This is a genomic window from Marinobacter flavimaris (genome assembly GCF_002933295.1).
Classification (GTDB): Bacteria; Pseudomonadota; Gammaproteobacteria; order Pseudomonadales; family Oleiphilaceae; genus Marinobacter; species Marinobacter flavimaris.
In genome coordinates, this window is the sequence record NZ_PSSW01000004.1 from 252,429 (window position 1) to 264,407 (window position 11,979).

Here is an 11,979-nt window from a genome sequence, read left to right on the forward strand (position 1 = left end):
TTTATCGGACTACTCAAGACACCTGAACCACGGGTATTTCCTCCGGGTGGCCCGGTGCGTTATGACCCCGGCGCTTGCCGCGTCGCTTGACGATCAGCGGCGGACACTTGTGGTCATCGAAATAGGTCATCTGGCAATCGAGGCAGTAATGGCATTCCATGTAGTTGATGTGGCCGTCCGGGTGGATCGCCTGGACTTCACACTCGTGATCACACAACCGGCAGGGATTGCCACACTCCTTGCGCCGTTTGAGCCAGTCGAACACTCGCAGTTTGGTCGGCAGTGCCAAAGCCGCACCCAGCGGGCACATATAGCGGCAGAACACTTTGCGGGTGAACAGGTTGACCACCAGCAGCAGGACGGCGTAGGTCACGAAGGGCCAGCTACGATCAAACTTGAGCGTGATCGCGGTCTTGAACGGCTCCACCTCGGCAAGCCGTTCGGCGGTCGCCATGGAATCCAGCGACACTCCGAACAACACCAGCAGAATGATGTACTTGATGGCCCATAGCCGCTCGTGCACGGTAAACGGCACGGTGTATTGGGGCACCTTCAACTTGCGGGCAATTTCATTCAGCAGCTCCTGCAGCGCGCCAAACGGGCACAACCAGCCACAGTAAACCGCCCTGCCCCAGAGGAGGATGATGCCGGCCACCACGGCCCAGAGGATGAACAGCATCGGATCGATCAGGAACGTGCTCCAGCTGAAGCCACTGATCAGGCTGTTCACAAACGTGAGCACGTTGACGATGGACAATTGCCCCATGGCATACCAGCCGATGAAGAACAGCGTGTAGGTCAGGAAGGCGTGGCGGATCCAGCGCATCATCTTCGGTTTTTTCACCAGCCAGTCCTGGAAAAACAGGATGAACATCAGCACGCCGATACCGATACCGAGCACCACAATCTGGAATTCCCGCTGGTACCACACCTGAACCCACATGGGCTGGTTTTCCAGCCATTCTTCCTCGGACACTACAGGCTCCGGACGGGTGTAATACTGCTCCGGAAGCTGGTACTCCAACGGAAACACCTGGAACTCGCTGTCCAGGGGGCCGGTCTGGCGCTTCACAGTGAGTTCGATTGTCCAGGGTGTACCGGGATCGAAGTTGTACTGCTGGCGAATGATGAAGATCGCCATCTCGGTGAACTCCGGCATGCCCTCGGCATAGACATCACTCAGCCGGTAGAAGTCCAGGTCACGGAAGTTAAAGGTGTCACCAAACTGGCGAATCTGGATACGGTCGAAGATGCCGCCGCGAACGTAACCCGATCCTTTGAAGGAGTATTCACCGTTGGCCATCACGGCAATGGCATGCTCGCCCTCCTCCAGCTCGGATGTCAGCCACTGGTACTGGCTCTCGCCCAGCAGATTCCGGCCGATGGTGGGCGCATCCAGGTAAGCGGCATACAGATCAATCAGCGGCTCTTTGCGTTCCTCCGGGCCCGCGGTATCAACGCCTTCGGCTTCCGTCCCCTTGAAGGAATCATCCACCTGGCCCTTGGTAAGCATTAACCGGCGCACCGAGCCGTCACCGGTCAGTTCCTGCCAGGTTTTCTGTTCAAAGGCCTGTTTGTCGACGGTCGCCAGAGGCGGACGGGTTCCATCCTCGCCTTCAACCATGCCCAGTTCCACTCCCACCCGGTGGGCAGTGCGCATGATCACTTCATTGATCACCATCACGGTCACAGTGGCCCCGGACAATCCGTCAACGGCCACCTTTCGTTCCGAAGAGGTTCCGCCCACGGTTACCCGCTGGTCGGCTTTGAGGCCCGTGTACTGATTGGTAAAGGCGTGCATCTTACTTTCAGGTATACCCACCAGAAGAATGGGTTCGTCATGGTGGATGACCTTGGCAGCCTTGATGGTGCCTTCGATATCCAGCACCACCATGGCATTGACCGGCTTTCCTGAGTAGGCGGGCGTCTGGACAAAATCCAGGGACTGATAGGCATAGCCCACCAGTTCCTTGCGGGCATAGAGCTCCTGGATCGCTCGATTGCCTTTGCGGGGAATGACCCGGGTGACATCCGGAAACGCCTGCTTGATAACCTGACGACCGGCAACGGGCTCATACTTGGCCAAAGGCGCTGCATTCAGGGCCATGGCCATGATCAATGCGAAAAAGAGAAAAACGAAGCGGGAAAAAACGGACACTGAAGACTCCCTGAAAAAAAGCGCCTTATTGCTTAAGCCTAGGCAAATTAGAGGAAAATCAAATACCTCTTATTGAATACACCTGGCTGACGAATCGATCAGATACCCGCTGTCAGCCCAGGCTGACAGCGTTTCCGTTTGAATCGAGCGGGAGGTAATTACTGATATGGCCGAGGCGGATAGACTCCACCATCATGGTCAGTGGCTGCTGCGCTTCATCACTGGATGGAGGCGTGCCTCCCCGGCCGGACATGGCGGCAACGAACACCACATCCCAGGCTTGGCCGGTGGCACGGGATTCTTCATGCAGGACATCGAAATCCGGTGCTTCATCAGGGGTTTTATCGACGCAGACCACCGGCGTCAGGGCGCCGCCTTCGCCGCGTTCAAAAGCGGCTTTTTCCTCCGGGGAGGCCTCATCCGGCAACTCCGCCCGACAGAACACGAATAGCAGACGCTGGGGTTCCTGCTGGCTATAGGAGGCCTGAATCAGGTCACTGTAACTGCTGATCATTTTGGTGAATCCTTACTGGTACCGGGCCGCTGCGATTTACGCCTGGCGGGCAATGAGCTGGTCGGACGAGGTTAGCCTGCGGACTTCGTCGCACACTTCTTCCACGGCATCTTCGCCGTAGCTCTGTCCATAATGTTTCTTGAAGCCGAATTCGTAGAGCCGGACATGCTCATCGGGCTCAACACCGATGTTCTCGAGGCAGGCCCGGGCACAGTGCAATGGGCAGCCATCAATAACGGTGATCGGGCGACCGGACCTGGCTGTTTTCACCAGGGACGGCACCTTGCCGCCGACGCCGGAGATGCAGGACATTTCGAACTCACCGGCATGATCGAGCCTTACCGCCACATTGTTGGCCAGCTGCGCCACATCAGAGCAGCCGGAACATGAGTAAATCAGTGGACGTTGCTTTCTCGATGTCACTTGTCCCCCTTTCCAAAAAGCCTGGAGGTTTGAATGTGATCCGTTACTGGCTGATCTCAATCAGACGCTGCGGATCCGAGATGAACAGTCGGCTGCGGTTGACCCGCACCAGGCCGTTGGCTTTCAGGTCCGCCAGAATCCGGGAGAAAGTCTCCGGCTGCATGGCCAGCCTGGAGGCCACCAGGCACTTGGGTAGCGGCAACTCGACTTCTCCACCCTCATCTGCGCCATTGGGCAGCAGGTCGATCAGGTAGCGGATCAGGCGGTCACGGGCGTTCTGCACGGTCATGATTTCCAGGTCGTGGAACCGGGAAACCGCGCGTTTGGCGTAATGCCGCAGGGCTGCCTGGGCGTATTTCGGGTTGCTTTCCAGCATGTCCTGGTAGGCCTTCACGGGGATCATCAGAACCTCGCTGGATTTCAGGGCCTCGGCGTAGCAGGCATACCGGGGCGGATCGGCATAGATCATGACTTCGGCGAAGCAGTCGCCAGGGGCGATGCTGTCGAGGGTTCGGTCGATGCCGGAGGAGTCCAGGCGGTAAAGACGCAAGCGGCCGGAGATCACGAAGAAGAAATGGTGCGCCGGCATGTCCTGGCGATAGAGCAGCTGGTGATGGCCAAGGCGGATTCTTCGAGATTGCTGGATCAGGTGCTGCAGGTCTTTGCCATTGAGTTCCGAGAACAGTGGATGGCTGCGCAGGGCCTGGAGGCCGTCTTCGTCGTCAAAGGGTTTGTTGACGGCGACGAGCACGGGTTTGGTGTAGCGGGTTTCGGCCGTTTGGGTCAGTGCCATTGGTGTATCCTCTCTGCATATTCATGCATGCGAAATCATGATTTAAATAGTAGAAGGATACTGGGGGAAAATCGCTCCCCCCATGGGGGTAGTCGGGGGGTTATTCGGGAGTAATTGATCTAACTCAAAGTGTTTTTTTGCTAACTAATTTGAGTCGAAAAGGCTACCGCTAGGTCTGGCGCCTGGCGCACTGAACATCGAGTACAGACTGGCAGGAACCCCCTTTCCAAAACACGCTCCTTGCGGCACATCCATGTGGCGCTTGACTGCAGCCATCCATGGCTGCAGACAGTTTTGGAAAGGGGGTTCCTGCCAGTCTCCAGGCTTTGGTCGCGCGCCTTTTACTGCATTAGTGGCGAGTCGGGCAGCTCGAGATCTACTCCTTCTACGCCAGTTTCCGCTGCCAGAACCTGCAGGTACTGACGAAACGCCCGGCGGGTTACACTCTCGCTCAGGTACTGTCGGATCTGGGGTTTGACGTGCTCATACGGGAGCTGCTGGCCGTCGATGCGTTGGTCGACGCGGACGATGTGCCAGCCGTAGCGGGTTTCGATCAGTTCCGGGTTCAGGCCCTCTTCCAGGGACAGGACGGGGCGCTCGAATTCGTCCACTGTCTGGCCCTTGCTGATCTGGCCGAGGCTGCCGCCCTGGTGGCGGGATTCGCAGGCAGAGTATTGTTTGGCCAGTTCGGCGAACTGGGAGCGGCCGTCGATGAGGGACGACAGCAGCTGTTGGCCGGCTTCTTCCTGGCGGATGCGTTCCTGGACGTCGTCCGGGGCAGCAGCGAGGAGGATGTGGCTGACGGCCATCAGCGTTGGGCTGCGGAAGCGGGCCGGGTTGGCGTTATAGAAGCGTTCGCAGTCCTGTTCGGTGGGGTCCGGGACGTTGAGTTCGAGTTCCAGTACCCGGGCAATGCGGTCTTCCTCGTCGGCGATGTCGTCGAGCTTGAGGCGGCTGGCCTGTTGCAGGAGGAGCTCGCGGATGACGAGGCTTCTGGCAGCGTCGTGCCAGGCTTCGGCCACTTCTTCGGCCGGGTGGTGCTGCATTTCCCGGGCGATGTCGTCTTCGCCGATGAGGGTTTCACCCACGGTGACCGGCGGGAACTGGTTTCTGGGTTCTTCGGCGTCGCCGACGGGGATGAGTTGCATAGCAATAACCTCGGTAAACATGGGGTCAGATGAATGCTTTCATCCGACCCCGATTTCATTTGCATCAGGCGCGCTTGCGAACCACCTGGTACCTGCGCCCGAAATACTCCACCGGCACGCTGAGCATGTGCACCAGTCGGGTAAACGGGAAGAGTACGAAGATGGTCAGGCCCAGGAAGATGTGGGTCTTGTAGATCCAGTGCACGTCGGCAATGTAGCCGGCCACGCCGCCCTGGAGGGTGACAATGCCCTGGGCCCAGGCAGAGAACTTGAGCATGGTGCTGCCATCCAGGTGACCCATGGTGGGCAGAATGGTCAGCAGGCCGAGTGCCAGCTGAATGACAAGGATGACGATGATCATGTTGTCCGCAAAGGTGCTGCTGGCCTTGATACGTGGATCAGTCAGACGACGCCAGGCGAGCATGCCGCCGCCAATGATAGCCATGATGCCGGCAATACCACCCACCACGATCGCCATGATCTGCTTGGTGCCGGGTGTCATGAACGGCTCGTAGAACGCGTGCGGTGTCAGCAGGCCCACCAGATGGCCGAAGAAGATCACCAGTACGCCGACGTGGAACAGCACGCTGGCCATCACCATGTTTTTCTTGCGCAACATCTGGCTGGAATGGGCTTTCCAGGTGAACTGGCCCTGGTCGTAACGGGCCCAGGTGCCGATCACGAGGATCGCGATAGCAATGTAGGGATAAACCCCGAACAGTAGTGTATTGAGATAGGACATCATTTCCGTTTCCTCCTGCGCCCTCAGGCGCGCCCTGCCTGACGGGGTGTTGCGTCCGTCATCAGCTGATCACTCAGGTGAATGGTCTGGGTCTGTTCCAGTTCCCGGCGGCGTTGGCCTACAACACTGCCGGTACTGCAGGAGCTGCCCTGATCATCAACAAACTTCACCATTTCCTCTTCCCAGACCTTGTCCAGAGCCTCCGGGGTGTCGTCGCGCTCTTCCGAGGCGACGATCCGGGCCAGCTCCTGGCGGTTTGCCGCACGCCCGGAGAGGGTCAGCAGCGAGTCCATCACCACGTGATAGAAGCTTTCCCGCTGGTACAGACGCTCACCCAGCAAGCCCAGGATGTGGTGGATGTCCTCCAACCAGTTCCGGATCTCGTCCCAGGGTCGGGTTGAGAGGTATTCCAGGAACAGTGGCAGGTAGTCCGGCAGTTCCCTGGCGTCGATTTCCAGACCGTTGCTGCGATATTCTTCCATCAGGTCCACCATGGCCTGGCCACGGTCGCGGGATTCCCCGTGCACGTGCTCGAACAGCAGCAGGGACGTGGCCCGGCCCTTGTCGAACATACCCACGTAGTTCTCCTGCATGTCCAGAAGGTCGCCATCGCAGACCATTTCCACGCAGCGCAGCAGTTGCTCCTTGTTCTGCCTCGGCAGCCGGCTGTCCTCAAGGACAGCGGCAATCAGGGCATCTTTGGAGGCCTGGAGTTCTTCGGTCGGGTACTCGAGCACCCGGGCCAGTACTTTTAAGAGTTGCATCTTGGCCTCCTTATTCCTGCAGCTGTTTCGGGTCAACCTGCTTCACGGTCGACAGCTTCTGGACCATGCTGGTGGTCTGTTTGCGGCCACCGAACATGTTGAACTTGCTGTCGCCGTTGCAGCCTTCACCGAAGCTGAAGCCGCAACCGTTGCGCTCGCCATGGGCGGTGGCATCGGGGAAGGCTTCTTTCGCCAGCTCGCGGTGGCTGGTGGGAATCACGAAGCGGTCCTCGTAGTTGGCGATGGCCAGGTAGCGGTACATCTCGTCCGCCTGGGCCTTGGTCAGACCGGCTTCCTCAAGGGCGCGCAGGTCTTCCTTGCCTTCAACGGTCTCGGCACGCTTGTACAGACGCATGGCCATGATCCGCTTGAGAGCCCGGACAATCGGCTTCTCGTCACCAGCTGTAAGCAGGTTGGCCAGATACTTCACCGGGATCCGCAAGCTTTCGATCTTCGGCAGTATGCCGTCGAATTCGACCTTGCCGGCTTCCGCCGCGGACTGGATCGGGCTCAGGGGCGGCACGTACCAGACCATGGGCAGGGTGCGGTATTCCGGGTGCAGCGGCAGGGCCAGTTTCCAGTCCACCGCCATCTTGTACACCGGGCTCTGCTGGGCGGCTTCGATCACGTTCATCGGGATGCCATCTTTCTTCGCCTGCTCGATCACTTTCGGGTCGAACGGGTCCAGGAAGATTTCCAGCTGCTTTTCATAGAGTTCATGCTCGCCCGGGGCGCTGGCCACTTCCTCGATGCGGTCTGCGTCGTACAGCAGCACACCGAGGTAGCGAATCCGGCCAACACAGGTCTCGGAGCACACGGTGGGCATGCCGGCTTCGATCCGCGGGTAGCAGAAAATGCACTTCTCGGACTTGCCGGTTTTCCAGTTGAAGTAGATCTTCTTGTACGGGCAGCCGGAGACACACATCCGCCAGCCACGGCACTTGTCCTGGTCGATCAGGACGATGCCGTCTTCCTCACGCTTGTAAATGGCACCACTCGGGCAGCTGGCAACACACGCCGGGTTCAGGCAGTGCTCGCACAGGCGCGGCAGGTACATCATGAAGGTGTTTTCGAACTGGCCGTAGATGTCCGCCTGCACCTGGTCAAAGTTCTTGTCCTTGCGGCGCTTGGCGAATTCGGTACCGAGGATTTCCTCCCAGTTCGGACCCCATTCGATTTTCTGCATGCGCTGGCCGGAGATCAGCGAGCGCGGCCGTGCCACCGGCTGGTGCTTGCTGTCGCCAGCGGTGTGCAGGTGCTGGTAGTCGAAATCGAACGGCTCGTAGTAGTCGTCAATCTGGGGCAGGTCCGGGTTGGCGAAGATGTTCGCCAGTACCCGGAAACGGCCACCGATCTTCGGGCGGATCTTGCCGGAGCTGTCACGCATCCAGCCGCCCTTCCACTTGTCCTGGTTCTCCCACTCTTTCGGGTAGCCGATACCGGGCTTGGTCTCGACGTTGTTGAACCAGGCGTATTCCATGCCTTCACGGCTGGTCCATACGTTTTTGCAGGTCACTGAACAGGTGTGGCAACCGATGCACTTGTCCAGGTTCAGCACCATGCCGACTTGGGAACGGATCTTCATTTTACAGCCTCCTGAACAGTGTCATTGCCTTCACCGTCGAGCCAGTCGACGTTGTGCATCTTGCGAACCACCACGAATTCGTCGCGGTTGGAACCTACGGTTCCGTAGTAGTTGAAGCCGTAGGAATACTGGGCGTAGCCGCCGATCATGTGGGTCGGCTTCGGGCACACCCGGGTGACCGAGTTGTGGATACCGCCACGGGTACCGGTGATTTCCGAGCCCGGAATGTTCACGATCCGCTCCTGGGCGTGGTACATCATCACCATGCCGGGCATCACCCGCTGACTCACAACCGCCCGGGCTGCAATGGCGCCATTGGCGTTGAACAGCTCGATCCAGTCGTTGTCCTCAATGGCCAGTTCTTTGGCGTCGTCCTCACTCAGCCACACAATCGGGCCACCGCGGGACAGGGTGAGCATCAACAGGTTGTCGCTGTAGGTGCTGTGGATACCCCACTTCTGGTGCGGCGTGATCCAGTTCAACGCTTTCTCGGCGTTGCCGTTGCTGCGCTGGTTGATCATGCTGCTGACCGTCTTGGTGTTGATCGGCGGGCGATACACAAGCAGGCTCTCGCCGAAGGCGCGCATCCACTCGTGGTCCTGGTAGAACTGCTGACGACCAGTCAGGGTGCGCCAGGGGATCAGCTCATGGACGTTGGTGTAACCCGCGTTGTAGGAGACATGCTCGTCTTCAAGACCAGACCAGGTTGGGCTGGAGATGATCTTGCGCGGCTGCGCCACGATGTCCCGGAAGCGGATCTTCTCCTCTTCCTTGTTCTTCGCCAGATGGGTGTGGTCCAGACCGGTCATTTCTGACAACGCAGCCCAGGCTTTCACCGCAACCTGGCCGTTGGTTTCCGGGGCCAGGGTCAGGATCACTTCCGCGGCATCAATGGCGCTTTCAATCTTCGGACGGCCGGCGTTGGCTCCGTCGATGTGCTTGTAGTTCAGGTCACCCAGGAACGTCACTTCTTTCTCGGTGTTCCAGTTGATGCCCTTGCCACCGTTACCCAGCTTGTCCATCAAAGGACCAAGCGAAGTGAAGCGCGCGTAGGTGTTCGGGTAGTCCCGCTCAACGGTGATGAAGTTGGGCGCGGTCTTGCCCGGGATCAGGTCGCACTCGCCCCGCTTCCAATCCTTCACATCGAACGGCTGGCCCAGCTCGGCCGGAGCGTCGTGCAGCAGCGGCAGGGTAACCACGTCTTTCTCGACACCCAGGTGGCCTTCGGTGGCTTTGGAGAACGCCTTGGCGATGCCCTTGTAGATCTCCCAGTCACTGCGCGCTTCCCAGGCCGGATCGGTAGCGGCGGTCAGCGGGTGGATGAACGGGTGCATGTCGGAGGTATTCAGATCGTTCTTCTCGTACCAGGTGGCCGTCGGCAGAACGATGTCGGAATACAGACAGGTGGTGGACATGCGGAAGTCAAGGGTCACCAGCAGGTCGAGTTTGCCTTCCGGCGCTTCGTCATGCCATTTGACCTCTTTCGGCTTGGCGCCACCTTCGTGGCCCAGATCCTTGCCCTGCAGGCCGCTCTTGGTACCCAGCAGGTACTTGAGCATGTACTCGTGGCCCTTACCGGAGGACCCCAGCAGGTTGGATCGCCAGATAAACATATTGCGCGGATGGTTCTGGGGCGCTTCCGGATCCTCACTGGCAAACGCCAGGGAGCCGTCTTTCATGGACTGCGCCACATAGTCCGACACTTCCATTCCGGCTTTTTCTGCCTCAGCAGCAATACCCAACGGGTTGCGGTTGAGCTGCGGGGCAGACGGCAGCCAGCCCATGCGCTCGGCGCGCACGTTGTAGTCAATCAGGCTACCGCCGAATTTGGACTTGTCCGCCAGCGGCGACAGGATCTCGTCGACACCCAGCTTCTCGTAACGCCACTGGCCAGAATGGGCGTAGAAGAAGGAGGTGGAGTTCATATGCCGGGGCGGACGCTGCCAGTCCAGACCAAAGGCCAGGGGCTGCCAGCCGGTCTGCGGACGCAGTTTTTCCTGGCCTACGTAGTGAGCCCAACCGCCACCGCTCTGGCCGATGCAGCCACACATGATCAGCATGTTGATCAGGCCGCGGTAGTTCATGTCCATGTGGTACCAGTGGTTCATACCGGCACCGACGATGACCATGGAACGGCCCTTGGTCTTGTCGGCGTTATCGGCGAACTCACGGGCAATGCGGATCACTTTCTCGGCGGGGACGCCGGTGATCTTTTCCTGCCAGGCCGGGGTGTAAGGCTTAACTTCGTCATAGGAAGTGGCACCGTCATCCTCGCCCAGGCCACGGCTAATGCCGTAGTTGGCGACCATCAGGTCATAGACGGTAACCACACGTCCTTCGGAGCCGTCCGCAAGCTGCACTTTGCGGGTACCCAGCTTGTGCTTGAGGATGTCCTTGATTTCCACGTGTTTGAAGTGATCATGCTCGATACCACCGAAGTACGGGAAGGCGACGTCCACAACGTCATCGTGCTTCTCGACCATGGACAGCTGCAGGTTGACGTCGGAGCCTTTGGCGGTCTGCTTCAGGTTCCACTTGCCCTTTTCACCCCAGCGGTAGCCAATGGAACCATTGGGAGCCGTCAGCTCACCGGAGGCTTCATCAATGGCGATGGTTTTCCACTCGGGGTTGTTTTCTTCACCCAGACCGTCCACCAGGTCACTGGCGCGCAGGAAGCGGCCCGGCACGAAGCTGCCGTCATCCTTCTCTTCCAGCATGACCAGGTAAGGCATGTCGGTGTAGCGACGCACGTAGTCGGTGAAGTACTCACTGGGGTTGTCGACGTGGAACTCTTTCAGGATCACGTGGCCCATGGCCATGCCCAGAGCGGCATCGGTGCCCTGCTTGGGGTTCATCCACTCGTCGGACAGCTTGGAGACTTCGGCGTAATCCGGAGTAATGGCGACGGTCTTGGTGCCCTTGTAGCGAACTTCGGTAAAGAAGTGGGCGTCCGGGGTACGGGTCTGGGGTACGTTGGAGCCCCAGGCAATGATATAGCCGGAGTTGTACCAGTCTGCGGATTCAGGCACGTCGGTCTGCTCACCCCAGGTTTGCGGGGAGGCCGGCGGCAGGTCGCAGTACCAGTCGTAGAAGCTCATGCAGACGCCACCGATCATGGACAGGTAACGGCTGCCGGCTGCGTAGGAGACCATGGACATGGCAGGAATCGGCGAGAAGCCGATGATGCGGTCTGGGCCATGCTTTTTGGCGGTGTAAACGTTGGAGGCGCCAATCAGCTCGTTGACTTCGTCCCAGCTGGAACGCACGAACCCGCCCATACCCCGGCGAGGCTTGTATTCCGCCGTTTTCTTGGGATCTTCAACAATGGAGGCCCAGGCATCCACCGGATCCTTGTGCTCAACTTTTGCCGCGCGCCACAGCTTCATCAGGTGCTTGCGCATCAGCGGGTATTTCAGGCGGTTGGCGCTGTACATGTACCAGGAGTAGCTGGCACCGCGGGGGCAACCACGGGGCTCATGGTTGGGCAGATCCGGGCGGGTACGGGGGTAATCGGTCTGCTGGGTTTCCCAGGTAACCAGGCCGTTCTTGACGTAAATTTTCCAGCTGCAGGAGCCGGTGCAGTTTACGCCATGGGTGGAACGCACGATCTTGTCGTGCTGCCAGCGCTGGCGGTAGCTGTCTTCCCACTCGCGACTGACTTCGTGGGTTTCGCCATGGCCGTTGGCGAACGGCTCGCGCTTCTTCCTGAAGTAATTCAGTTTATCGATCAAATGACTCATGGTCTCTTTCTCCATCAACCCGTCTGCTGGATCGTTGCTCCGATTTGAGACCATTGTGTGTGAGAAAAACCGCGAAATCTGCGTGGTTACTACCTCATAACCCGCTTCTACC

9 protein-coding genes are annotated in these 11,979 nt (G+C 59.0%); all 9 read right to left on the reverse strand.

Translation table 11 applies throughout. From position 1 onward, the window contains the following. Window positions 1-13: 13 nt before the first annotated feature. Entirely contained in the window at window positions 14-2,113 is a 2,100-nt protein-coding gene (gene nosR / locus MDHKLMBL_RS09665) for a transcriptional regulator NosR (protein WP_092032136.1), read from the reverse strand. A gap of 157 nt (window positions 2,114-2,270) precedes the next feature. Next, complete coding sequence (locus MDHKLMBL_RS09670; RefSeq protein ID WP_053112951.1) at window positions 2,271-2,672, reverse strand: hypothetical protein; 402 nt, start codon at window positions 2,670-2,672, stop codon at window positions 2,271-2,273. 36 nt (window positions 2,673-2,708) lie between these two features. Continuing rightward, window positions 2,709-3,095, reverse strand: coding sequence for a putative zinc-binding protein (locus tag MDHKLMBL_RS09675; protein ID WP_053112952.1), 387 nt, complete (start codon window positions 3,093-3,095; stop codon window positions 2,709-2,711). A 43-nt stretch (window positions 3,096-3,138) separates the two neighbouring features. Next, window positions 3,139-3,888: a Crp/Fnr family transcriptional regulator gene (locus tag MDHKLMBL_RS09680; RefSeq protein WP_008175395.1), complete on the reverse strand. Its 750-nt coding sequence runs from the start codon at window positions 3,886-3,888 to the stop codon at window positions 3,139-3,141. 341 nt (window positions 3,889-4,229) lie between these two features. Then, window positions 4,230-5,036, reverse strand: a complete 807-nt coding sequence (locus MDHKLMBL_RS09685; RefSeq protein ID WP_104270755.1) for a peptidylprolyl isomerase — start codon at window positions 5,034-5,036, stop codon at window positions 4,230-4,232. Window positions 5,037-5,100: 64 nt separating this feature from the next. Continuing rightward, window positions 5,101-5,778, reverse strand: a complete 678-nt coding sequence (narI, locus tag MDHKLMBL_RS09690; protein WP_104270756.1) for a respiratory nitrate reductase subunit gamma — start codon at window positions 5,776-5,778, stop codon at window positions 5,101-5,103. A gap of 23 nt (window positions 5,779-5,801) precedes the next feature. After that, complete coding sequence (gene narJ, locus MDHKLMBL_RS09695; protein WP_008175401.1) at window positions 5,802-6,542, reverse strand: nitrate reductase molybdenum cofactor assembly chaperone; 741 nt, start codon at window positions 6,540-6,542, stop codon at window positions 5,802-5,804. A 10-nt stretch (window positions 6,543-6,552) separates the two neighbouring features. After that, complete coding sequence (gene narH, locus MDHKLMBL_RS09700) at window positions 6,553-8,127, reverse strand: nitrate reductase subunit beta (protein WP_008175403.1); 1,575 nt, start codon at window positions 8,125-8,127, stop codon at window positions 6,553-6,555. Beyond that, a complete protein-coding gene (locus MDHKLMBL_RS09705) occupies window positions 8,124-11,867 on the reverse strand; it encodes a nitrate reductase subunit alpha (protein WP_104270757.1) in 3,744 nt (1,247 codons plus the stop codon). Before MDHKLMBL_RS09705 ends, narH begins: the two co-directional genes overlap by 4 nt. Window positions 11,868-11,979 lie beyond the last annotated feature (112 nt).

Excerpts from the sequence above, each read along its gene's own strand:
- narJ (WP_008175401.1), bottom strand. The coding sequence starts at position 6,542 with ATGCAACTCTTAAAAGTACTGGCCCGGGTGCTCGAGTACCCGACCGAA.
- MDHKLMBL_RS09670 (WP_053112951.1), bottom strand. The coding sequence starts at position 2,672 with ATGATCAGCAGTTACAGTGACCTGATTCAGGCCTCCTATAGCCAGCAG.
- MDHKLMBL_RS09685 (WP_104270755.1), bottom strand. The coding sequence starts at position 5,036 with ATGCAACTCATCCCCGTCGGCGACGCCGAAGAACCCAGAAACCAGTTC.
- MDHKLMBL_RS09680 (WP_008175395.1), bottom strand. The coding sequence starts at position 3,888 with ATGGCACTGACCCAAACGGCCGAAACCCGCTACACCAAACCCGTGCTC.
- MDHKLMBL_RS09705 (WP_104270757.1), bottom strand. The coding sequence starts at position 11,867 with ATGAGTCATTTGATCGATAAACTGAATTACTTCAGGAAGAAGCGCGAG.
- narH (WP_008175403.1), bottom strand. The coding sequence starts at position 8,127 with ATGAAGATCCGTTCCCAAGTCGGCATGGTGCTGAACCTGGACAAGTGC.
- nosR (WP_092032136.1), bottom strand. The coding sequence starts at position 2,113 with ATGGCCATGGCCCTGAATGCAGCGCCTTTGGCCAAGTATGAGCCCGTT.
- narI (WP_104270756.1), bottom strand. The coding sequence starts at position 5,778 with ATGTCCTATCTCAATACACTACTGTTCGGGGTTTATCCCTACATTGCT.